This is a genomic window from Pantoea sp. y20, assembly GCF_054903455.1.
The window spans coordinates 1,379,984-1,403,163 of record NZ_CM142816.1; the positions used below are offsets into that span (position 1 = coordinate 1,379,984).

Genomic DNA, 23,180 nt, shown 5'->3' on the forward strand with positions numbered 1-23,180 from the left:
GAAGGAGACGCTGCCACATGCAGCTTCAGAACGAATATGTGGCAGCATCTTCCTCCCCCATTTATGGGGGAGGACCGAGGAGGGGGACAGCGAGCACATTCAAACCACAGCGAGCACATTCAAACCACAGCGTGCACATTCAAACCACAGCGAGCACATTCAAGCCACAGCGAGCACAAACTAAACCCTGCCCGCTAACCCCTCAATCCGCGCTATCGCTGCCAGCAAGCGCGCTTCGGTCACTGCTTCGGCCATGTTCTCCATATCCGGCGCATGCACCGATTCGCGCACAATCAGTGCCAGCTCACTTTCATCCAGCGCGGCAATCTCGCTCAGCGTCAGCGGCACGCCGCAATCGCGCGCCAGGCGCATCTCATCCAGCACTTCCTCATCGGTGCGGTTCTCCAGCGCCAGCAAACAGAGATTGCCAAAGCCGACCAGCAAGCCGTGCCCAAACTCGCGGGTTTTATCGCAGAAGGTAAAGCCTTCATAAATCGCATGCGAAGCCGCCGCGTGTGCGCCATTGCTCATTAGCGAGGTTAATCCTGCCCAGGTGAAGATCGCATCCAGCACCTGATCGAGCGACGCGCTGCTCTCACCACGCAGCACTGCGGCATAGGCTGCCGGTCCATGTTCACCAATCACGTCATAACAGATCTGGCTGTGCGCCAGTGACGAGAGCGCATTGCCCTCGCGTGCCGGATGACGTGCGCTGACCGCGCGGAACTCGTACCACTTCGCCAGCGTATCGCCCAGCCCGGCGGCCAGCCAGCGGGCGGGCGCTTTAGCCAGCAGCTCGCTGTCAATGATCACCGCCGCCGGTGCCTGCGGCAGCGGGAAGATGTCGAAGAAATTGCCGTTATCGTCATAGCGAATACTCAGCGGCGTCACCGCGGAACAGGTGGCGGCGATGGTGGGCAGCGTGATCACCGGCACGCCAATCTGTGCGCCTACCGCTTTCACCGTATCCAGCGATTTACCGCCGCCCACGCCAATCAGCACCTCAGCGTGCAGCTCGCTGGCCATCGCCGCCAGACGGTTGATCTGATTGATCGAGGTTTCACCGCCAAACCACTCCTGCGCCAGCAGCGTGACGTTGGCCGCCAGCATCTGCGCGTGAACCTGCGCTTCTACCGCCTGCAACGCCTGATGGCCGCCAATCAGCAGCGCACGCTGGCCCAGTCCGGCGCAGATCGCGCCTAATTGGTTGATCACGCCCGCACCGCGCAGTACGCGCGCCGGGAAAATCAGATTCTGTTGTGTCATCACTTGTTCTCTGTGTAACGGACGCCGGGCAACACGCACAGCATCTCATAAAGGATATTGGCCGCCAGCTGCGAGGTCATACCGCTGATGTCGTACGGCGGCGAGACTTCCACCAGATCGCCGCCCACCAGATTGAGTCCACGACAGCCGCGCACGATCTCCAGCCCTTGCATCGAGGTTAAACCGCCCACTTCCGGCGTGCCGGTGCCGGGTGCCCACGCGGGATCGAAACTGTCGATGTCGTAAGAGAGATACACCGGGCCGTCGCCGATACGCGCGCGCACCTCGGCCATCAGCGGCGTCATGGAGCGATACCAGCACTGCTCGGCGCGCACCAGATGGAAGCCCTGATCGACGCCCCACTGAAAATCATCGGCGGCGTAACCTTGCGCACGTTGCCCGATTTGCACCACGCGCTGGCAGTCGAGCAGGCCCTCTTCCACCGCGCGGCGGAACGTGGTGCCATGCGCGATCTTCTCGCCAAACATCTCGTCGTTAGTGTCGGTGTGGGCATCAATGTGAATCAGCCCCATCGGCCCATGCTTCTTCGCCAGCGCGCGCAAAATCGGCAGCGTCAGCGTGTGATCGCCGCCCAGCGTTAACGGGATAATCGGCCAGTTATTCAGCTCGGTATAATAGTTTTCAATGATATCGACTGATTTCAGCAGGCTGTAAGTGTTGATCGGCACATCACCGAGATCGCCGACGCGCAGCGAATCAAAGGGCGCGGCGCCGGTGGCCATGTTGTAGGGTCGGATCATGACTGAATCGGCGCGGATGGCGCGTGGGCCATAGCGCGTACCGCTGCGCTGCGAGGTGCCGATATCCAGCGGAATGCCGACGAACGCCACATCCAAATCGGCTGGTGATTCAGCGGCGGGTAAACGCATCATGGTGCCGCGTCCGGCGAAACGGGGCATTTCGTTGCCGCCTTGCGGCTGGGGGAAATCGGTCATCACGCACTCCTTCAGTCAGGTGAAACCCATCATTACCCAGCCCGCGCGCCGGAAAAATCCTTGACAGCCGATAATCACTTCAGAGATTACTTAACTTTAGTCAGCAATCTCTGAAGGAAAATCGGTGCAGACGCTTCCCAATCTTAAACTGCTGCAGGTGTTCGCCAGCGTGGTGGAAAATCAGGGCTATTCGCGCGCGCAGCAGGCGCTGAACATGACCACGCCGGCCATCAGCGCCTACATGAGCGAGCTCGAGAGCCAGCTCGGTTTTATCCTCTGTCAGCGCGGGCGCGGCGGCTTTACCCTGACCAGCAAAGGCGAGCAGTTCTATCGCTACAGTCAGGAGATGCTGGCGACGCTGGCGGGTTGGCAGGAGCAGGTAGAGACGCTGAAAAGCGCGCAGGGCGGCACTTTCTCGCTTGGCGTGGTGGACGCCACCGTCACCGATAGCACGCTGGATCTGCCTGCCGCTATCGCCCGCTTTAACCAGCGCTTTCCGGCGGTATTCTTTAATCTGAGCGTGCGCGATCCCAATGAGTTGCAGCAGCAGTTGCTGGAGGATCGGCTCGATTTGGCGATTGGGCACTTTCCGCTGCGCGCCAGCAATCTGGTGACCATTCCGCTTTACGAAGAACAGCATTGGCTCTATTGCAGCCCGCAACATCCGCTGGCTGAGGGTCATCCGGATGTGCGCACCGTGCAGCAAACCGGCATGGTGACGCGGCGTTACTGGAATCAGCAGGAGCTGAACAAGCGCGGCTTCCGCCAGAGCAATGCGTCGGTGGAGAGCATCGAAGCGCAGCTGACGTTGATTCTCTCTGGCCGCTTCATTGGCTATTTGCCCGAACACTACGCGCGCAGCGGGGAACTGCAGGGCACGCTGCGTCGCCTGCTGCCGCACCATTTCCACTTCCGCGCGCCTTTCTCTTTTGCGTTCCGCCGTGGGCGCGCGCGTGAAACCTTAATCCGCGCGATGCGTGAAATTCTGAATCCAGCGCGAAAAAATAGCAGCGAAAGCTGACGCTGCGCCAATACTGTGTAAAAATACAGGCCAATTCAGCAAACAGTAACGAAAATGGCCCTGACAGCAGCGATAAAAAGCCAGATTGCGCAATGGTATAAGGCGCTGCAGCAGCAGGTTCCTGACTTTATCCCGCGCGCGCCGCAGCGCCAGATGATTGCCGAAGTGGCGAAAAGTCTGGCCGGTGACGAAGGTCGTCATCTGGCGATTGAAGCGCCCACCGGCGTCGGCAAAACTCTCTCTTATTTGATTCCCGGCATTGCGGTGAGCCGCGCCGAGGAGAAGCGGCTGGTGATCAGCACCGCCAACGTGGCGTTGCAGGACCAGATCTTCAGCAAGGATCTGCCGCTGCTGAAGAAAATCATCCCCGATCTCACCTTTACCGCCGCCTTTGGCCGTGGACGCTATGTTTGTCCGCGCAACCTTGCGGCGCTGGCGGCGACCGAAGATCAGCAGGGCGATTTGCTGCTCTATCTGGATGAAGAGGCGGTCACCGGCTCGAAAGAGGAGCAGAAATTCTGCGCCAAGCTAGAGAAGCAGCTCAGTAGCTACCGCTGGGATGGCTTGCGCGATCACACCGATGTCAACATCGAGGACAGCTTGTGGCAACGCCTCTCCACCGACAAAGCCAACTGCCTTGGCCATCACTGCCGCTGGTATCGTGAATGCCCGTTCTTTGTCGCGCGTCGCGAAATTGAGCAGGCGGATGTGGTGGTCGCCAACCATGCGTTGGTGATGGCGGCGATGGAGAATGAATCGGTGCTGCCACCGGCGAAAAACCTGATGCTGGTGCTGGACGAAGGCCATCATCTGCCGGAAGTGGCGCGCGATGCGCTGGAGATGAGCGCGGAGATCACGCCCGGCTGGAGCAGTTTGCAGCTCGATCTGTTTGTGCGGCTGGTGGAAACCATCATGGCGCAGTTCCGCCCAAAATCGCCGCCGCCGCTCACCAACCCGGAGCGCCTGAAAGGTCACTGCGATGAAATGCGCGAGCTGCTGCAGATCCTGTGCGATGCGCTCAATCCGCTGCTGCCGGGCCATAATCAGCCGGGCGAGTTCCGCTTTGTACTGGGTGAATTGCCGGAAGAGCTGTTGAGCCTGTGCGCGCGGCTGTTCAAGCTGAGTGACGCGCTGCGCGGCTTAAGCGAAGGCCTGCTCAACGAGTTGGGCGAGCAAACCGGGAAAGCCGATATCATGCGGCTGCATAAAGCTATCATTCAGCTCAATCGCCACTTCGGCTGGTTCGAGTCGATTAGCAAATTGTGGCGGCTGGCGGCGATGGAGAAAGCTTCCAATGCGCCGGTGTCGAAGTGGATTACGCGTGAGATTCGTGAAGGCCAGGCGCATCTGCTGTTCCACTGCGCGGGCATTCGCGTGAGCGATCAGCTGGAAAAAATCCTGTGGCGCAAAATCCCGCATGTGGTGGTGACGTCAGCCACCTTGCGATCGCTCAACAGCTTCAACCGTTTGCAGGAGATGTCCGGCCTGAGCGAGAAAGCCGGCGACCGCTTTGTGGCGTTGGATTCACCGTTTAACCATATCGACCAGGGCAAGCTGGTGATTCCGCAGATGCAGTTTGAGCCGCAGATGGCGCAGGAAGCGGAGCACATTGCCGAGATGGCGCGCTTTTTCCGCCAGCAGATCGCCGAAGAGAAGCACAAAGGGGTGCTGGTGCTGTTCGCCAGCGGCCGCGCGATGCAGCAGTTTGTCGCACATATTCCTGATCTGCGCCTGTCGATGCTGGTGCAGGGCGATCAGCCGCGTTCGCGCCTGGTGGCGTTGCATCGGGAACGCGTCGAAGCCGGTAAAATCAGTATTCTGGTCGGGCTGCAATCGTTCGCCGAAGGGCTGGATTTGAAAGGCGATCTGCTGTCGCAGGTGCATATCCATAAAATCGCTTTTCCACCGGTGGACAGTCCGGTAATTTTGACCGAGGGCGAATGGCTGAAGAGCCTGAAACGCTATCCGTTCGAAGTGCAGAGCTTGCCGAGCGCCTCCTTTACCTTGATTCAGCAGGTAGGACGTTTGATTCGCAGCCACAGCTGCTTTGGCGAAATCGTGATTTACGATCGCCGCCTGCTCAACAAAGCCTATGGCAGCCGACTGCTGGCCGCGCTACCGGTGTTCCCGATTGAGCAACCGCCGATGCCGGAAGCCAGCAGTGACAAGACGAAAAAACGTCGCAGTAAGAAAATCTAACGATCAATTTTGGCAGCCGCACGGCGGCGCGCCCTGGAAGCGGGAATGCCTGATGGAACTGAATAAAATTATTAAAGAGATTGGGCGCGGTAAAAATCACGCGCGCGATATCGATTTCGCCACCGCGCAGGCGCTCTACAGCGCGATGCTGGCCGGTGACGTGCCGGAGCTGGAGCTGGGTGGCGTGCTGATTGCGCTGCGCATCAAGGGCGAAGGCGAAGAGGAGATGCGCGGTTTTTATCACGCGATGCAGCAGCAGATGATGCCGTTGCAGGCACCCGCTAACCGTCCGATGCCGATTGTCATTCCCAGTTACAACGGCGCGCGCCGTCAGGGCAATCTGACGCCGCTGCTGGCGCTGCTGCTGGTGAAGCTGGGCTTTCCGGTGCTGCTGCACGGCGTCAGCGACGATCCTACGCGCATCACCACCGAAGCGGTGCTGGCAGCGCTGGACATCGCGCCTGTCACCTCCGCCGCACAGGCGCAGGCGAAGCTGGATAACGGCGAACTGGCGTTTATCACCATCGACCATCTGTGTGCGCCAATGGCGCAACAGCTGTCGCTGCGCTGGCGCATGGGCGTGCGTAACAGTGCGCATACGCTGGCGAAACTGGCGACGCCGTTTGCCGAACGTGCTGCGCTGCGCCTGGCCAGCGTCTCGCATCCGGAATATGTGCCGCGCGTGGGGAAATTCTTCCAGGATATTGATGCACCGGCGATTCTGCTCAACGGTACCGAAGGCGAGGTGTATGCCAATCCGCAGCGCTGCCCGGCGATTAACTACATTCGTGGCGCGGGTGCAGAAGCGGAAGTGTGGGTTGAGCGCCAGCCGGAAGTCAGTGTGGAACTGCCGGAAAGCAAAAGCGCACAGGACACCGCCGCGTGGATCAATCAGGTATTAGCCGGGGAACGCGCGGTGCCGCAGGCGCTGCGTTTGCAGCTGGCGTGTTGTTTGATGGCGACCGGTGAATCGGCTAGCCTGGCGGATGCAGAAGTGAAGTTACAGTTGGCGGGGATGTGAAGAATAAAGCCATTGAATTAAGCGCCTCATTTACAGCGCACACAAGCTGTAGCGGCGCGATTAATCGCGCTGTTCAATGGCGGCAATGTCGCCATCCCGCGATTGCGCAATAAATTGCGCCGCGACGGCACGAGCAAGCATCCGCCATTGCTGGCGACCGCCCTTACGCTTTCGCCAGCACGCGCTCTACCAACTGCTGCCAGAAGGTAATACCAATCGGCAGCAGCTCATCATTAAAGTCGTAATTGGCGTTATGCAGCGGTGCGGACGGCGTTGCGCCATCGGCACCCAGCCAGAAATAGGCACCGGGGCAGGCTTGCAGCATGCAGGCAAAATCTTCCGAAGCCATTGAAGGGTTCACCTGCCAGTGAACCTGCGCCTCGCCAAGCACATCAACCGCCACCGCACGCACCTGTTCGGCTTGATTTGCATGGTTGGCGGTGACCGGATAACCGGGATACCAGTGAATCTCGCCGCTGACGCCAAACGGGCGCGGCAACGTCGTGACAAAATCCTCAATCAGACCGCGCACGCGATTGCGCACGTCGGTCTGCAAACATCGCACCGTGCCGCGCAACACAATCTGTTCAGGAATGACGTTAATCGCTTCGCCGCCGTGAATCTGCGTCACGCTCACCACCGCCGAAGCCAGTGGCGACAGACGACGCGACGGAATGGTTTGCAGCGCCAGAATCAGTTCGGCGGCGACCACCATTGGATCGGCTCCGCTTTCCGGCATCGCCGCATGGCAGCTTTTACCGTGCAGCGTAATTTCGAACGAGTCGAGTGACGCCATCATCGCATCCGGATTCACCGCCAGCGTGCCCACCGGCATGCCCGGCCAGTTGTGCATGGCGTAAACCGCATCCATCGGGAAGCGCTGGAACAGGCCTTCTTCCACCATTTTGCGCGCGCCACCCAGATTCTCTTCGGCGGGCTGGAAGATGAAGTGAATGGTGCCGCTGAAGTTACGCGTAGCCGCCAGCTGACAAGCCGCCGCCAGCAGAATAGAAGTGTGACCATCATGGCCGCAGGCGTGCATGACGCCGGCTGTTTGCGACTTCCACTGCGGCGCGCCTTTTTCGGTGATCGGCAGCGCATCCATATCGGCGCGCAGACCAATAACCGGTCCGGGACCGTTCTCTAATGTGCCGATTACGCCGGTGCCCGCTAAGCCACGAAACACCTGTAATCCGGCCTCGGTGAGGACCTGTGCGACGAGCTCGCTGGTCTGCTGCTCCTGGTAACCCAGCTCAGGATGTTGGTGTAACTGACGACGCCAGTTGAGGGCGTTTTCCAGCAGTGCAGCAGGCAGGCTCATAAGGTAAGGCTCTCCATTAGCAGCGTGAGCTGCAAAATAATGTATTTACTGTAGTGGCAAGCGTATGGCGGCGTCTATCGCGGAACGGAATAATTTGGCTATAGGGTATAGCGGAATGGAATATAGCAAACGGGCTTGTAAGTTCCTTCCCCCGCTTGCGGGAGAAGGCTGGGATCAGGGGAATGCTGCACAATGTTGAAAGGTGCGCGCTGTCCCTCACCCTAACCCTCTCCCGCAGGCGAGAGAGGGGATTGGCGGCGTGCGCGGGTTGGACGTTATTTCTGCATCGGCAGGTTGAGACCGTGCTCCTGCGCGCAGCTTTGCGCTAATTCGTAACCCGCATCCGCGTGACGCATTACGCCGGTGGCCGGATCGTTCCACAGCACGCGGCCCAGACGCGCATCGGCTTCTTTGCTGCCGTCACACACAATCACCACGCCGGAGTGCTGCGAGAAGCCCATGCCGACGCCGCCGCCATGATGCAGACTCACCCAGGTCGCGCCGCCTGCGGTGTTCAGCAGGGCATTGAGCAGCGGCCAATCGGATACCGCATCCGAGCCGTCTTTCATCGCTTCGGTTTCACGGTTCGGTGACGCCACGGAACCGCAATCCAGATGGTCGCGACCGATGACGATCGGCGCTTTCAGCTCGCCGTTACGCACCATTTCGTTGAACGCCAGCGCCGCTTTGTGGCGCTCGCCGAGACCCAGCCAGCAGATACGCGCCGGTAAGCCCTGGAAGGCGATACGCTCCTGCGCCATGTCGAGCCAGCGGTGCAGATTCTGGTGATCCGGGAACAGCTCTTTCAGCTTGGCATCGGTTTTGTAGATATCTTCCGCATCACCTGACAGCGCCACCCAGCGGAACGGGCCTTTGCCTTCGCAGAACAGCGGACGAATATAGGCCGGCACAAAACCCGGGAAATCGAAGGCATTTTTCACGCCCTCATCCAGCGCCACCTGACGGATGTTATTGCCGTAATCCACGGTCGGCACGCCCATGTGATGGAAATCCAGCATCGCCTGCACATGTACCGCCATTGAGGCGCGCGCGGCTTTCTCCACCGCTTTCGGGTTGCTGACACGCTCGGCTTCCCAGCGCGCCAGATCCCAACCGACCGGCAGATACCCGTTAATCGGATCGTGTGCTGAGGTCTGATCGGTGACGATGTCCGGCTTCATGCCGCCCGCTTTGGCACGTTTCACCAACTCCGGCACGATTTCAGCGGCGTTGCCCAGCAGACCAACAGAAATGGCACGCTTCTCTTTGTTGGCCTGATCAATCAGCGCCAGTGCTTCGTCCAGCGTATAAGCTTTGTGGTCGACGTAGCGGGTGCGGATACGGAAATCGATACGTGATTCCTGGCACTCAATCGCCAGCACGCTGGCACCGGCCAACACACCCGCCAGCGGTTGTGCGCCGCCCATGCCGCCTAAACCGGCGGTGAGGATCCAGCGGCCGCTGAGATTGCTGTCGTAATGCTGACGACCCGCTTCAGCGAAGGTTTCGAAGGTACCTTGCACGATGCCCTGCGCACCGATGTAGATCCACGAACCGGCGGTCATCTGGCCGTACATCATCAGGCCTTTTTGATCCAGTTCGTGGAAGTGATCCCAGTTGGCCCAATGCGGCACCAGATTCGAGTTAGCCAGCAGCACGCGCGGCGCATCGGCATGCGTACGGAACACGCCCACCGGTTTACCGGACTGGATGAGCAGCGTCTCTTCCGGCTGCAGGGCGCGCAGCGAACGCAGGATCTGCTCAAAGCACTCCCAGTTACGCGCGGCTTTACCGATGCCGCCGTACACCACCAGATCTTCCGGGCGTTCTGCCACGTCAGGATCGAGGTTGTTCTGGATCATGCGGTAAGCCGCTTCAATCAACCAGTTGGCGCAGTGCAATTCATTACCGCGCGGCGCACGGATTTCACGGGCTACAGCCTGAGTCAAAGTTTCGCTCATCATCGATTCCTTAATTAACAGTCTTACGCTGGCTTGGCAGCAGCGCGGTAAGAGATTCAGGCCATGCAGGTGCGCTGGCCCACAGACGCATGGATTCGATATCCGGCGCCAGTAAACGGTCGTGATCGAGGAAGGCCACCTTCTCGCGAATGCGGCTCATCTCTTGCTCCAGCGTCGGCGAACTCTGCAGCGGACGATGGAAATCAATGCCTTGTGCCGCAGCCATCGCCTCAATGCCGACCACAGCGGCGGTGTTGAAGCACATGCTGCCGAGGCGGCGGGCCGCGTAGGTCGCCATCGAGACGTGATCTTCCTGGTTAGCGGAGGTTGGCAGGCTGTCAACGCTGCCCGGATGCGCCAGCGATTTGTTCTCAGACGCCAGCGCTGCAGCAGTGACCTGCGCAATCATAAAGCCGGAGTTAACGCCGCCATCATTGACGAGGAACGGCGGTAAACCGGAAAGGCCGGTATCCAGCAGCAGCGCCAGACGACGCTCGGAGATCGCGCCGATTTCGGCAATCGCCAGCGCCAGAATATCAGCGGCGAAGGCCACCGGCTCGGCGTGGAAGTTACCGCCGGAAATCACATCGCCACTGTCGCTGAACACCAGTGGATTATCGGAGGCGGCGTTGGCTTCAATCTGCAACACGCGCGCGGCGTGCGACAGGTTATCGAGGCAGGCGCCCATCACCTGTGGCACGCAGCGAATCGAGTAGGGATCCTGCACGCGGCCGCAGTGGGTGTGTGAGCCGAGGATTTCACTGCCAGCTAATAAAGAGGAGACGGCAGCGGCAACGTTGATCTGTCCCACCTGGCCGCGCGCTTCGTGGATCCGCGCATCGTAAGGTTTCACCGAGCCTTTAATCGCTTCCAGCGACAGTACTCCGGCCATCAGGCCCGCCGCGAACAGGTTTTCCGCTTCGAACAACCCGCGCAGCGCCAGCGCATTCGAAACCTGCGTGCCGTTGAGCAGCGCCAGACCTTCTTTGGGGCCCAGCACAATCGGCTGCAGGCCAACGCGCGCTAAACCTGCGGTCGCGGGGATTAACTCGCCATCGACGTGTACCTGACCTTCGCCCAGCAGCATCAGGGAAAGATGTGCCAGCGGGGCCAGATCGCCTGACGCGCCCACCGAACCTTTCTCCGGGATGCAAGGCATCACGCCGGCGTTGAACAGCGCCAGCAGCGCTTCAATCAGTTCGATACGCACGCCAGAGTGACCGCGCGCCAGGCTGATAATTTTGGTCGCGACCACCAGACGCGCCACGTTGTCCGGCAGCAAATCGCCGAGGCCAACGCTGTGCGACAGCACCAGATTGCGCTGCAGCTCGGCCAGCCGCGCCGAAGGGATCTGCGTCTGCGCCAGCTTGCCGAAACCGGTGTTGATGCCGTACACCACGTTGCCGGATGCGACGATGGCATCGACGGTTTCATGGGCACGCGCAATCGCTGCGCGCGCATCATCGGCCAACGTGAGCGTTACCTTGCTTTGATAGATGGTGCGCAAGGTAGCGAGGTCCACTTCACCGGGAACGAGGCGAATTTCCTGAACCGAACCTGACATAGTCTACTCCTGTCTATACAAGTGATCTGGCATGAATGGGACGCCGATATTTTGCGATGTGGCTGTCCGATTTGCCGTGGATTGCGATGAGTGAAGCATAAGTGTCTAATCTTGTCTATACAAGTAGCAAGCGCTATGCCAGATTGTTCACGTTCTGTGAAATACGACGCAATGCGCGTTATGCGGTGTAAACGCAGCGGGATTGCACCGGAGCAGGGCGAAAGCTGCACCAATGCTGGGCACCTTGCACAATTAGATGTATATACATTTACGGGCTGAGACAGTAAACTTTGGGCATTATTCTTTAAAGGAACAGGAAATGGCGGAGCAAACAGCAGTAGCACAGCTGGCTGCGGCGATGGGCGATGAGCCTGCGCCGATTTACCAGCGGGTGAAGCAGGCGATCGTCAGCCAAATCCGCGAAGGTCACTGGAAAGCCAACCAGCGCGTGCCGTCTGAGAGTGAACTGGTGAACGAGCTGGGCGTCAGTCGTATGACCATTAACCGCGCGCTGCGTGAACTCACCAGCGAGGGTTTTCTGGTGCGCATGCAAGGCGTGGGCACCTTTGTCGCGGAGATGAAGGGCTACACCGCGATGCTGGAAGTGCACAACATCGCCGATGAGATCGCGCAGCGCGGCCATCGTCACAGCTGCAAGATTTTGTCGATTGGGCAGATGAAGGCCGATCCGGAACAGGCGGCGGTGCTGGGATTATCCACCGGGCAAACGCTGTTCCATTCGCTGATTGTGCATTACGAAAACGATCTGCCGGTACAGCTGGAGGATCGCTTGGTCAATCCGCTGGTGGCGCCGGATTATCTCAGCCAGGATTATCATCAGCTGACGCCGTACACCTATTTGATGCGCGTTGCGCCGCTGACCGCCGGTGAGCATATTGTGGAAGCGGTGCTGCCGGATCTGCGTCAGCGTAAGCATCTGGCGCTGGATGAACATGAGCCGTGCCTGCTGATTCGTCGTCAGACGTGGAGCGACAACAAGATTGTGACCTACGCGCGCCTGTTGTATCCGGGATCGCGCTATAAGTTGCTGGGGCGCTTTAGAGGACATGGTTGAGCAAAGATTTCCCTCACCCTAACCCTCTCCCGCAGGCGGGACAGGGGGACTAATTGCGCCTTCTCCCGCGTGCGGGAGAAGGCTGGGATGAGGGGAACGCGGCACTTATTCAACCCGACTGAGCATCACAAACAGCAGGCTGGCATCTGAGGTTAACGGTTCAAGCTGCGTAAGTTCATCCATCCACCACACACCTTGATTGACGGCTAGTTTTTCCCCCGCCGATGTTTGCCATTCTCCCGCCAACACCCACGCCACGCCGTTTTCACTGCTGGCCGTTTTTTGCTCAACGGTAACCTGAGAATGCCAGCTGTCGCGGCGCGTCATGATATTAAAATCCTCACAGCTGCCGCGAATGCGGGCCTTAATCGCCCATTCACCGGGAAACGCCCAAGGTTGATGCGGCTGTAAAACGTGTTCCCCATGATCGCCGCGCAACAGCACGCTGTCGCCGTGCAGCAAGGTAATCACGCGATCGATGCCGGGAAAAGGCGAAAACGGCCCGTCGGCGGAGATGGTAGCGATGCTGGCGCGCCAGGCAAACTGCGCGTCGCCCGGCGGATAGCTGACGATTTCTCGTGTTTCACCACCTCCGTTGCGCCAGCGGCTCACCGTAAGCTGGTCATAGGCAAAACGGGTTCTCATTGCAACGCCCTCATCGCCTCGGCAAAGTGGGTCGCGGCGTGCTCTTCTGCCGCATGATGGCCTTCGCTGATCGCCTGCTTGCCCGCCACGAACACGTCGCGGATCTGTTCGCGCTGGCCGCCAAACAGCCAGCGGTTCAACAGCGATGTGCAGCTAACGCTGCTGAGGAACGCGTCTTCTGCCAGCACCAGCCAGTCAGCACGTTTGCCTATCGCCAGTTCACCTGCCGGCAAACCACACGCCTGCGCGCCACCCTGTGCGGCTTGCTGCCACAGCAGATCGCCTACGGAAGGTTGATTGGGCAAGGTGATGCGGTTGCGACGACGATCGCGCAGTCGCTGGCCGTACTCCAGCCAGCGCAGCTCTTCCAATGCGCTAAGCGACACGTGGCTGTCGGAGCCAATGCCCCAGCGGCCGCCGCGCGCGATGTACTCCACCGCTGGGAAAATGCCGTCGCCGAGGTTGGCTTCCGTGGTCGGACACAATCCCGCCACCGCGCCGCTTGCCGCCAGGCGCTGAATTTCGTCGTCATCAAGATGAGTGGCGTGAATCAAGCACCAGCGCTGATCGACCGCGAAGCGATTGAGCAGCCACGCCACCGGACGTTCACCGCTCCACGCCAGGCTGTCGTTAACCTCTTTCTCCTGCTCGGCAACGTGAATGTGCACCGGCACATCCTGCGGGCAGGCGGCTAATACTTCGTGCATCTGTGCTTCATTTACCGCGCGCAGTGAATGGAAGCAGATGCCATGATTAAGCAGCGGCTTATCCGCGCTCCAGCTCGCCACGCGCTGCTGCTGTTGCAGATAGGCGTCGGTTTGCTGAATGAAACGGCGCTGGCCGTCGCTGGCCGGTTGCGAACCAAAACCGCTGTAGCTGTAGAGCACCGGCAGCAAGGTTTGACCGATGCCGGCGGTCTCCGCCGCCGCCATCAGTGCCAGCTGCATGGCATCATCGGCGTAGGGTTTGCCGTGCGCATCGTGGTGCAAATAGTGGAATTCCGCCACCTGGCTGTAGCCGCCTTTTAGCATGTCGATGTAGAGATGCGTGGCGATAGCGCCAACCTGCTCGGGCGACAGGCGCTGCACCATGCGATACATCAGATCGCGCCATGTCCAGAAGCTGTCCTGCGGATCGCCCGCCACTTCAGCCAATCCCGCCATCGCGCGCTGGAAGGCGTGTGAATGCAGATTCGCTATCGCCGGAATCACCGGTCCGGCAAGACGCGTGGCATCGCCGGGCTCGCTGTTGGGCGCGAGTTGGGTGATCTGTCCGGCTGCGTTGGTGGTCATCAGCACGCGCTCATGCCAGCCGTCGGCCAGCAGTGCGCGTGGGGCAAAATAGGTTGTCATGGTTGATCCTGCATGGCGGAAAGTTGTATATACATATACATACTTTGAAGCGCAGTGTAAATCGCCGAACGCGAAGGGGAGTGGGATGGCAGAAACAGAGCAGATCGACAGCCTGTGGCTGGGGGCCGACATCGTTACGATGCGTGACGGGCACTACAATCTGATTGCCGACGGCGCGCTGGCGGTCGATCAGGGAAAACTGATTTGGGTGGGGCCACGCAGTGAATGCCCGGCTTTTGCCGCGCGCGAACAGCACCAATTTTCCGGCGGCATCATCACGCCCGGTCTGGTGGATTGCCATACGCATCTGGTGTTTGGCGGCGATCGCAGCCAGGAGTTTGAGCAGCGCCTTAATGGTGTGAGCTATGCAGAAATCGCTGCACAGGGCGGCGGCATTCTCTCCACGGTGCGCGCCACCCGCGCGGCCTCGCAGCAAGAGCTGGTGGCAAGTGCGCGCTGGCGGCTGGATCGTCTGCTGGCGGAAGGCGTCACCACGGTAGAGATCAAATCCGGTTACGGTCTCGATGAAGCCAGCGAACTGACCATGCTGCGCGCCATTCGTGAGTTGGCGGAAACGGTGCCTGCCGATGTGCAGGCCACTTGCTTAGCCGCGCACGGTTTCCCGCCGGAGTTTAAAGACAATCCGCAAGGCTGGATCGATATCATCTGCCAGCGGCTGTTACCGCAGGTGAAAGCAGAAGGGTTGGCGGATGCGGTGGATGCGTTTTGCGAGCATTTGGCCTTTTCTCCTGAGCAAGTTCGCACGGTCTTTGATGCCGCCAAAGCATTGGGCATGCCGGTGAAACTCCACGCCGAGCAGCTTTCGGCGCTGGGCGGCGCGGCGCTGGCGGCCAGTTACGGTGCGCTCTCCGCCGATCATCTGGAGTACGCCACCGCAGCGGATGCGCAAGCGATGGCGCAGCACGGCACCGTGGCGGTGTTGCTGCCGGGCGCGTTTTATCTGTTGCGTGAAACCCAGCGTCCGCCGGTTGCACTGTTCCGTGAACACGGCGTACCGATGGCGCTGGCCAGCGATGCCAATCCGGGCACCTCACCGGCGCTTTCGCTGCGACTGATGTTGAACATGGGCTGCACGCTGTTTGGTTTGACGCCGGAAGAGGCGTTAGCGGGCGTGACCTTGTGGGGCGCCAAAGCGCTGGGATTACAGCACTCGCACGGTTCGCTGGAAGCGGGCAAGGTGGCGAATTTTGTTCACTGGCCGCTGGCGCGTCCGGCTGAGCTGGTTTACTGGCTGGGCGGCGAATTGCCGTGCCAGGTTATTTATCGTGGAGAAGCGCAATGACACCTTTTCATTTCACCGCCGGTAAGATTCCGCTGCTGGTCAGCATTCCTCACGCCGGCACGCAGTTAACGCCGGAAGTGGACGCCGGCCTGAGCGACGCAGCGCGCGGCCTGCCGGATACCGATTGGCACTTGCCGCTGCTGTACGATTTTGTGCGCGATCTCGGCGCCAGCGTGTTAATTGGTCACTATTCACGTTTTGTCATTGACCTTAATCGCCCGGCGGATAATCAGCCGCTCTACACCACGGCGACCACCGGCTTGTATCCGGAAACTTTGTTCGACGGCAGCCCCACCTTTGCACCGGGTAAAACGCCGAGCGCCGAGGTACGCCAGGGTTATCTGGACACGATTTGGCAGCCTTATCATCAACAGCTGCAGCAGGAGCTGGCACGCCTGAAAGCTGAACATGGTTACGCGCTGCTGTTTGATGCGCACTCGATCGCCTCGGTGATCCCGCGGCTGTTTGAGGGGCGTTTACCGGATCTCAACATCGGTACCAATGATGGCGCCAGCTGTTCAACGGCGGTGATCAACGCGATCAAACAGGTGTGTAATGCGCAAAACGATTACAGCTGGATCGCGAACGGACGCTTTAAAGGCGGCTATATTACCCGCGCCTACGGCCAGCCGGATCAAGGCGTGCAGGCGGTGCAGCTGGAGCTGGCGCAGCTCAATTATATGGATGAAACTCCGCCGTTTGCCTGGCAGCAGGATCGCGCAGCGCAGCTGCATAAGGTGCTGATACCGCTGATGCAGGCGTTTTTAGACGCCGGTAAACCTAAGTAAATCCCCGCACCTATTCGTAGCGGCGCAATTTATTGCACGTTATTCAGATTGGCAATGTGGTCGCCATTCATACGCGCGATTAATCGCGCCGCTACGATTCATGTTCCTGCACCACCACAATGCACACCTTGCCTCCTCGCGGTGCAATATTACGTCCATCGCGTGACCATCTCCCTGAATTTGCGGCTTTGCCGATTTGGCATAGTGCTTGCTAGGTTGTATGTACAAGTAAAGACCGCGCAGCGATTATGAATTTTTATACTGGCTGGCTCACAAAAAGCTTATGCCGACAATGATCTGCCGCACGCTAACTTGTATATACATGAAAGGTCATCTGCAAATATTGCACAAGCAGAGACTGCCAAATTCGATTAATAGCCAGGAGAAGCCGCATGACGCACCGCGCCCCGATTCGCCGTTTTTGCCTCACGACCCTGTTTGCCAGCCTGATGATCAGCGGCATTGCCGTCCAGGCGAAAGAGTGGAAATCGATCACCATCGCTACCGAAGGCAGCTATGAACCCTGGAACCTGACGCTGCCGGGCGGCAAGTTGGGCGGCTTTGAACCGGAACTGATGGAAGACCTGTGCAAGCGCATGGGCATTCAGTGCAAGCTGGTGGTGCAGAACTGGGACGGCATGATCGCCGGCCTCAACGCCGGAAAATATGACGTGATCATGGATGCGATTGTCATCACGCCAGAGCGCAAAAAAGTGGTTAACTTCACCACGCCATACGCTTCAACGCCCGCCACCTTTATTACCACTAAAGACAATCCGCTGCTGCCGGCCGATCACAACATCATCAAGCTGCATGACGACGAGAAAGCGATCAACGCGGCAATTGCCCCACTGAAAGCGGCGCTGAAGGGCAAAACCATTGGTATCGCCTCCGGCACGGTTTACACGCCCTTTATCGACAAGTACTTCAAAGGCGATACCGAGGTACGCGAATACACCTCTTCGGCGGATGCGATGCTCGATCTGCAATCCGGTCGTATCGATGCGGTGTTCGATGACGTGACCTTTGCGCAATCGATGCTGGCGCGCAAAGAGAACAACAATCTGGTCTTCAGCGGCCCACAGCTCGGCGGTCCAATTTGGGGCGAGGGCGAAGCAATGGGCGTGCGCATGGCGGATAACGATCTGAAAGCCAGGCTGGATGAGGCGATCCATGCCGCGCTGGCTGACGGCACGGTGAAAAAGCTCAGTGAGAAGTGGTTTAAAACTGACGTAACTCCGTAAGTGAGGTGAAAGATGATGAGCCTGCTGAGTTTTGGTGCTGATGGTTGGGGCCGCCTGATCCTGAGCGCCGCCTGTACCACGCTGCTGCTGTCGCTGGTGGCGCTGATGATTGGTGCGGTGGTCGGTTCCGGTGTGGCGGCCGCCAAATTATCGCCTCAGCGCTGGCTGCGCTGGTTGGGTGAAGGCTATTCGGTGGTGTTTCGCGGCATCCCGGAACTGCTGGTGATCTACCTGTTCTATTTTGGTGGATCCGGCCTGATTACGCTGGTTGGGCAGATGTTCGGCGCAGATGGCTTTATCGAAGCGCCGCCGTTCCTGATTGGGGCGCTGGCCATCGGGCTCATCTCGGGTTCGTATCAGGGTGAAGTGTATCGCGCGGCGCGTCTGGCGCTGGCCAAAGGCGAAGTGGAAGCGGCGGTGGCGATTGGCATGCCGCGCTGGCGCATCGCGCAACGCATTCTGCTGCCGCAGGTGGTGCGTTACGCGCTGCCGGGCATGTCGAACGTGTGGCAGATGAGCCTGAAAGACTCGGCGCTGGTGTCGGTCACCGGCATCGTCGAGCTGATGCGCGCCAGCCAGGTTGCGGCGGGATCCACGCGCGATTACTTCACGTTTTATCTGGTTGGCGCTGCCTGTTATCTGGTGCTGACGCTGGTGTCTAATCATGCGTTTCGTCGGGCAGAGTCGCGCCTTGGTCGCGCGTGGCAAAGTCGCACTGCGGCGCAGCATTAAGGAGCAGCAGCATGATCGACTTCGCTTTTCTCTCGTATACCTTCCTCAAACTGAGCGCCGCGCTGCCGGTGACGCTTGGCCTGTTTATCAGCGCCTTTCTCTGCGGCGGCATATTGGCGATTGGCATTTTGTCACTGCGCATGAGCCGCTGGCGGGTGCTGAGCGGCTTCGCACGCGGCTACATTCTGGTGTTTCGCGGCTCGCCGCTGATGATTCAGCTGTTTCTCATCTATTACGGTCTTGGCCAGTTTGGCGTCATCCGCCACAGCTTCGTCTGGCCGTTCCTGCGCGAGCCATTTATCTGCGCGGTACTGGCGCTGTCACTCTGTACGGCAGCTTACACCGCTGAGATTTTGCGTGGAGCGCTGCTCGCCGTGCCGGCTGGACAAGTGGAAGCCGGTCTCGCCTGCGGCATGTCACGCTGGCTGCTGCTGCGCCGCATTATCGCGCCGATCATGCTGCGCTATGCGCTGCCGGCGTATTCCACCGAAGCGATTTTGCTGGTGAAGTCCACCGCACTCGCCAGCCTCGTCACCGTGTGGGACGTGACTGGCGTGGCGCAGCAGATCATTCAGCGTACCTATCGCACCATGGAGGTGTTTGTCTGTGCGGCGGCGATCTACCTGATCCTCAACTTTATTATCGTCCAGCTATACGCGCTGTTAGAGCGCCGTCTGACCCCGGCGCATCGTGTCGCAAAAAAGCCGATGCCCGCCGTTAAACCGCTTGCCGGAGAGTAATATGCATTCCACATCACCCGTTACCTTATCCGCCACTGATATCCATAAATCCTTTGGCGCGATGGAAGTTCTGAAAGGCATTTCGCTACAGGCGCATCAAGGCGATGTCATCTCGATTCTTGGTGCCAGCGGCTCGGGCAAAAGTACCTTGCTGCGCTGCATCAACCTGCTGGAAACGCCGGATGCTGGCGTGGTGAGTGTCGGCGGCGAAACCATTGAGATGAAACGCCATGCGCGCGGCCATCAGCTGGCGGCCAATCCGAAACAGATTGAGCGTTTGCGTTCACGCCTTGGCATGGTGTTCCAGAGCTTTAATCTTTGGTCGCACATGACGGTGCTGCAAAACGTCATTGAAGGGCCGCACTATGTGCTGAAGCGCGACAAGAAAAGCTGCATCGCCCAGGCAGAGCAATTGCTGGATCGCGTTGGCTTACTCAATCGCAAAGATTTCTACCCGGCGCAGCTCTCGGGCGGCCAGCAGCAGCGCGTGGCGATTGCCCGCGCGCTGGCGATGGATCCGGAAGTGATGCTGTTTGATGAACCGACTTCGGCGCTCGATCCAGAACTGGTGGGCGAAGTGCTGAAAGTGATGCGCAGCCTGGCGGAAGAGGGGCGCACCATGCTGGTGGTGACGCACGAAATGGGCTTTGCGCGCAACGTCTCCAACCGCGTGGTGTTTATGCATCAGGGCACCATTGATTGTCAGGGCGCGCCGGAAGAGATGTTTGGCGAGCAGGGATCGCAGCGCTTTAAGCAGTTTATCTCCAGCCATCACGGCGCGGAGCAGCCAGCATGACCATCGTATGGGGCGACAGCTCATTAACCTGGCAAGAGCTGGTGCAGGTGGCGCGGCACAACGCGGAACTCAGTTTGAGCGTCAGCGCCTGGCAGCGCATTGCGCAGGGGCGCGCGATTGTCGATGAGATTGTCGCCAGCGGCCAGATAGCTTACGGCATCAATACCGGCCTCGGCGCGCTGTGCAACATCACGCTGCCGGAAGATCAGCTCAGCCAGCTGTCGCGCAATACGCTGCTGAGTCACGCCTGTGGCGTGGGTCCGCTGCTGACGCGTGAGCAGGCGCGCGCCATTCTGTGCGCGGCGATTGCCAATTACAGCCACGGCAAATCGGGCGTGTCGGTGGCGCTGGTGCAGCATCTGCTGGCGCTGCTCAATCAGCAGATAACGCCGCAGGTGCCGTCGCAGGGTTCAGTCGGCTACCTCAGCCATATGGCGCATATCGGTCTGGCGCTGATTGGTGTCGGCGACGTGGAGTATCAAAACCAGATCATGCCCGCGGCGCAGGCGTTAACGCTGGCGGGATTACAGCCTTATCGTCCGGGGGCCAAAGAGGGTTTGAGCCTGGTCAACGGCACGCCGTGCATGACCGGCTTGTCCTGCCTGGCGCTGGATGATGCGGCGCGTTTGCTGGATTGGGCCGATGTCACCGGTGCGATGAGTTTTGAGGCGCTGCGTGGACAGCGGGTGGCCTTTGATGCCGAAGTGATCGCGCTGAAAGCCAGTCCGGGCATGCAGCTGAGCGGTCAGCGCTTACGCGCATTGCTGAGTGATAGCCCGCTGCTGGCGACCAGCGTTGGCATTCGCACTCAGGATGCGCTCAGCTTGCGATCCATGCCGCAGGTACATGGCGCCAGCCGCGATCAGTTCGATCACGCGGCGCGCCAGATTGAAACCGAACTCAATGCCTGCACCGATAATCCGCTGGTGCTCGGCACGGCGGATAACTGGCGCGTAGTGTCGCAGGCTAACCCGCACGGCGAATCGGTGGCGATGGCGGCGGATCTGCTGGCGATTGCCATGGCGGAAATCGGCAGCATCGCCGAGCGGCGGCTTGATCGTTTGGTTAATCCGCTGGTGAGCGGCTTGCCGGCGTTTCTGGTGGCGCAGCCGGGCGTTAACTCCGGCATGATGATTGCGCAGTATGTGGCGGCGTCACTCTGTGCGGAGAATCGCCAGCTGGCGCAGCCGGCGGTGCTGGATAACTATGTGACCTCGGGTTTGCAGGAGGATCATCTCAGCCTCGGCACCGGCGCGGCGCTGAAGCTGCTGAAGCTGGTGGGCAACGTGTGGCAGATTCTGGCGATCGAGTATCTGCTGGCGGCGCAGGCGCTGGATTTCCACGGCGAAGAGCAGCTGGCGCAGGGAACGGCGCAGGCATTGCGACGCCTGCGCGCGGTGGTTGCCAACTGGCAGGAAGACCGCTGGCTGGCACCGGAGATCGCGCGGGCGGTAGAGGTGTTGAAGAGCGGTTTGTAACATGGTCGCCATTTACGGCGACCTGACCAAGAATCAGCGGCGAGCGTCCGGCCGTACCAAATCGAAACGCAGTTCTTCGCTGATGCCGTAATAGGCCGACGGGCCTCCGGCACGCAGGATCGGCTGCGCTTTGGCCGTTTGATAAATACCCTCTTCCAGCAGGGCTTCATCAATATGAATGGCGACCGCTTCGCCCAGCACCAGCCAGCTATCAATCGGCTGGCCCTGGGCATCCTGCAACTGAATCAACTGCGTCAACTTACACTCAAAATTCACCGGGCTTTCCGCCACCATGCTGACATTGACGTGTGACGCTGCAAGCGGCGTTAATCCCGCCAGCGCAAACTCATCCTGTTCGGACGGCACCGATGCGGAGCTCTCATTCATCGCCTCGGCCAGCGGACGCGTGGCCAGATTCCAGACAAACTCTTTGGTCTCTGAGATATTTTGTACGCTGTCTTTCCAGCCGCTGCTGGCAAAACCAATAATCGGCGGATGATAGTTAAAGCAGTTAAAGAAGCTGTAGGGCGCTAAATTGCGAACCCCGCTGGCGCTTTGCGAGCTGACCCAGCCGATTGGGCGAGGGCCGACGATGGCGTTCAACGGATCGTGCGGCAAACCGTGTCCCGCGCGGGGCTGATAAGAGTAACGCTGACGAGTCATAACCATCCTTATAAGAGAACCTGAGTGTGGTGCACTAATCTCATCTAATACGGTGAATTCGATTAAGCGCATTGTGCGATGCCGCTAGCCAGAGTATCTTACGCCCGCGCTATTTTCCGGAGAAACTATGAACAAGCCAGCCGCCACGTCACCTTTCCATCCGCGTAACCGCCACCAGGGCCGTTATGATTTTGCTGCTCTGACCGCAGCCCATCCGCCGCTGGCGGTGAAAGTGCGTCCCAACGGCTACGGCGAGTTGTCGGTGGATTTCGCCGATCCTGAAGCGGTGATGCTGCTGAATCAGGCGCTGCTGAAGCTGTTCTATAACCTCAACTGGCAGCTACCTGCAGGTTATCTGACGCCGCCGGTGCCGGGCCGTGCCGATTACGTGCATGCGCTGGCCGATCTGCTGGCGAGCGACAACGGCGGCGTGGTTCCACGCGATCTGGATGTAATGGATATCGGCTGCGGCGCGAACTGCATCTATCCGCTGATTGGCAACGCCGAATATGGCTGGCGCTTCACCGGCACCGATATCACCGCCGAAGCGATTACCGTGGCCGGGCAGATTGTGGCGAGTAATCCGGGCTTGCAGCGCGGCGTGCGTCTGCGTCGGCAAAAAGAGGCCTCGGCGATTTTCGCCGGCGTGGTGCATAAGAACGAACGCTATCATGCGGTGCTGTGCAATCCGCCTTTCCATTCATCTGCGGAAGAGGCGGCCAGCGTGGGTCAGCGCAAAACGCGCAACCTTGGCTTAGGCAAAAATGCGCCGCTTAATTTTGGTGGCCATCACAACGAATTGTGGTGTGACGGCGGCGAGCGCAAGTTCGTTGGTCAAATGATCGCTGAAAGCGTGACGCACTCAGACGCCATTATTTGGTTCACCTCGCTGGTCTCGCGCAAAGAGAATTTACCGGCGCTGCGCGACCAACTGCGCGATCTCGATGCTTACGAAGTGCGCATCATCGAAATGGCGCAAGGGCAGAAGCAGAGCCGCTTTATCGCCTGGACGTTCCAGCCGCCGGCGACGCGCGCCAAACGGCTGAAACGCTAAC

At 59.5% G+C, this 23,180-nt stretch carries 20 protein-coding genes; 12 read left to right on the forward strand and 8 right to left on the reverse strand.

The window, feature by feature from the left end:
* Nucleotides 1-180: 180 nt before the first annotated feature.
* Together ACYAC5_RS06395 and speB are read right to left on the reverse strand one after the other, a co-directional pair.
* Nucleotides 181-1,266: an iron-containing alcohol dehydrogenase family protein gene (locus tag ACYAC5_RS06395; RefSeq protein WP_277974677.1), complete on the reverse strand. Its 1,086-nt coding sequence runs from the start codon at nucleotides 1,264-1,266 to the stop codon at nucleotides 181-183.
* Complete coding sequence (gene speB / locus ACYAC5_RS06400; RefSeq protein WP_462062607.1) at nucleotides 1,266-2,222, reverse strand: agmatinase; 957 nt, start codon at nucleotides 2,220-2,222, stop codon at nucleotides 1,266-1,268. The genes ACYAC5_RS06395 and speB overlap by 1 nt, the downstream gene beginning before the upstream one ends.
* A gap of 124 nt (nucleotides 2,223-2,346) precedes the next feature.
* On the opposite strand from speB, the gene ACYAC5_RS06405 reads away from it, so the two are divergent.
* The 3 genes from ACYAC5_RS06405 to ybiB are packed head-to-tail and all read left to right on the forward strand — an operon-like array spanning nucleotide 2,347 to nucleotide 6,463.
* Nucleotides 2,347-3,243: a LysR family transcriptional regulator gene (locus ACYAC5_RS06405; protein WP_101763134.1), complete on the forward strand. Its 897-nt coding sequence runs from the start codon at nucleotides 2,347-2,349 to the stop codon at nucleotides 3,241-3,243.
* A 54-nt stretch (nucleotides 3,244-3,297) separates the two neighbouring features.
* Complete coding sequence (gene dinG / locus ACYAC5_RS06410; RefSeq protein WP_101763133.1) at nucleotides 3,298-5,442, forward strand: ATP-dependent DNA helicase DinG; 2,145 nt, start codon at nucleotides 3,298-3,300, stop codon at nucleotides 5,440-5,442.
* A gap of 52 nt (nucleotides 5,443-5,494) precedes the next feature.
* Entirely contained in the window at nucleotides 5,495-6,463 is a 969-nt protein-coding gene (ybiB, locus tag ACYAC5_RS06415) for a DNA-binding protein YbiB (protein WP_309835397.1), read from the forward strand.
* Nucleotides 6,464-6,626: 163 nt separating this feature from the next.
* Here the strand turns inward: ybiB and ACYAC5_RS06420 are convergent, their stop codons facing one another.
* The 3 genes from ACYAC5_RS06420 to hutH all read right to left on the reverse strand — a co-directional run bounded on the left by ACYAC5_RS06420 (nucleotide 6,627) and on the right by hutH (nucleotide 11,309).
* A complete protein-coding gene (locus tag ACYAC5_RS06420) occupies nucleotides 6,627-7,784 on the reverse strand; it encodes a M20 aminoacylase family protein (protein WP_309835394.1) in 1,158 nt (385 codons plus the stop codon).
* Nucleotides 7,785-8,059: 275 nt separating this feature from the next.
* On the reverse strand, nucleotides 8,060-9,745 hold the full coding sequence (gene hutU / locus ACYAC5_RS06425) for a urocanate hydratase (RefSeq protein WP_192413984.1): 1,686 nt from the start codon (nucleotides 9,743-9,745) through the stop codon (nucleotides 8,060-8,062).
* A gap of 10 nt (nucleotides 9,746-9,755) precedes the next feature.
* The gene (gene hutH / locus ACYAC5_RS06430; protein ID WP_462062610.1) at nucleotides 9,756-11,309 is read right to left on the reverse strand and encodes a histidine ammonia-lyase; all 1,554 of its coding nucleotides are present in this window, start codon (nucleotides 11,307-11,309) and stop codon (nucleotides 9,756-9,758) included.
* Nucleotides 11,310-11,628: 319 nt separating this feature from the next.
* Between hutH and hutC the strand changes: the two genes are divergently transcribed.
* Nucleotides 11,629-12,384 carry a histidine utilization repressor gene (hutC, locus tag ACYAC5_RS06435; protein WP_008102577.1) on the forward strand — a complete coding sequence of 252 codons (756 nt, stop codon included), beginning with the start codon at nucleotides 11,629-11,631 and terminating at the stop codon, nucleotides 12,382-12,384.
* Between the two features lie 105 nt (nucleotides 12,385-12,489).
* Here hutC and ACYAC5_RS06440 read toward each other — a convergent pair whose 3' ends face one another.
* Together ACYAC5_RS06440 and ACYAC5_RS06445 are read right to left on the reverse strand one after the other, a co-directional pair.
* The gene (locus ACYAC5_RS06440) at nucleotides 12,490-13,029 is read right to left on the reverse strand and encodes a HutD/Ves family protein (protein ID WP_192413940.1); all 540 of its coding nucleotides are present in this window, start codon (nucleotides 13,027-13,029) and stop codon (nucleotides 12,490-12,492) included.
* The gene (locus ACYAC5_RS06445; protein WP_192413939.1) at nucleotides 13,026-14,381 is read right to left on the reverse strand and encodes a formimidoylglutamate deiminase; all 1,356 of its coding nucleotides are present in this window, start codon (nucleotides 14,379-14,381) and stop codon (nucleotides 13,026-13,028) included. The genes ACYAC5_RS06440 and ACYAC5_RS06445 overlap by 4 nt, the downstream gene beginning before the upstream one ends.
* Before the next feature lie 85 nt (nucleotides 14,382-14,466).
* On the opposite strand from ACYAC5_RS06445, the gene hutI reads away from it, so the two are divergent.
* The 7 genes from hutI (at nucleotide 14,467) to ACYAC5_RS06480 (ending at nucleotide 21,462) form a co-directional block, all read left to right on the forward strand.
* The gene (gene hutI / locus ACYAC5_RS06450; RefSeq protein ID WP_192413938.1) at nucleotides 14,467-15,684 is read left to right on the forward strand and encodes an imidazolonepropionase; all 1,218 of its coding nucleotides are present in this window, start codon (nucleotides 14,467-14,469) and stop codon (nucleotides 15,682-15,684) included.
* Nucleotides 15,681-16,472 carry an N-formylglutamate deformylase gene (hutG, locus tag ACYAC5_RS06455; protein WP_462062613.1) on the forward strand — a complete coding sequence of 264 codons (792 nt, stop codon included), beginning with the start codon at nucleotides 15,681-15,683 and terminating at the stop codon, nucleotides 16,470-16,472. Before hutI ends, hutG begins: the two co-directional genes overlap by 4 nt.
* A 392-nt stretch (nucleotides 16,473-16,864) precedes the next feature.
* Complete coding sequence (locus ACYAC5_RS06460; protein WP_192236565.1) at nucleotides 16,865-17,716, forward strand: transporter substrate-binding domain-containing protein; 852 nt, start codon at nucleotides 16,865-16,867, stop codon at nucleotides 17,714-17,716.
* A gap of 12 nt (nucleotides 17,717-17,728) precedes the next feature.
* Nucleotides 17,729-18,448: an ABC transporter permease gene (locus ACYAC5_RS06465; RefSeq protein ID WP_101761023.1), complete on the forward strand. Its 720-nt coding sequence runs from the start codon at nucleotides 17,729-17,731 to the stop codon at nucleotides 18,446-18,448.
* Nucleotides 18,449-18,459: 11 nt separating this feature from the next.
* Complete coding sequence (locus ACYAC5_RS06470) at nucleotides 18,460-19,188, forward strand: ABC transporter permease (protein WP_280172622.1); 729 nt, start codon at nucleotides 18,460-18,462, stop codon at nucleotides 19,186-19,188.
* 1 nt (nucleotide 19,189) lies between these two features.
* Complete coding sequence (locus ACYAC5_RS06475) at nucleotides 19,190-19,984, forward strand: ABC transporter ATP-binding protein (protein WP_192236563.1); 795 nt, start codon at nucleotides 19,190-19,192, stop codon at nucleotides 19,982-19,984.
* Nucleotides 19,981-21,462 carry an HAL/PAL/TAL family ammonia-lyase gene (locus ACYAC5_RS06480; RefSeq protein ID WP_110865806.1) on the forward strand — a complete coding sequence of 494 codons (1,482 nt, stop codon included), beginning with the start codon at nucleotides 19,981-19,983 and terminating at the stop codon, nucleotides 21,460-21,462. The genes ACYAC5_RS06475 and ACYAC5_RS06480 overlap by 4 nt, the downstream gene beginning before the upstream one ends.
* 33 nt (nucleotides 21,463-21,495) lie before the next feature.
* Here ACYAC5_RS06480 and ACYAC5_RS06485 read toward each other — a convergent pair whose 3' ends face one another.
* Entirely contained in the window at nucleotides 21,496-22,125 is a 630-nt protein-coding gene (locus tag ACYAC5_RS06485; RefSeq protein ID WP_137385452.1) for a flavin reductase family protein, read from the reverse strand.
* Between the two features lie 127 nt (nucleotides 22,126-22,252).
* Here ACYAC5_RS06485 and rlmF point away from each other — a divergent pair, with 127 nt between their 5' ends.
* Nucleotides 22,253-23,179 carry a 23S rRNA (adenine(1618)-N(6))-methyltransferase RlmF gene (gene rlmF, locus ACYAC5_RS06490; protein ID WP_137385453.1) on the forward strand — a complete coding sequence of 309 codons (927 nt, stop codon included), beginning with the start codon at nucleotides 22,253-22,255 and terminating at the stop codon, nucleotides 23,177-23,179.
* Nucleotide 23,180: the final 1 nt, after the last annotated feature.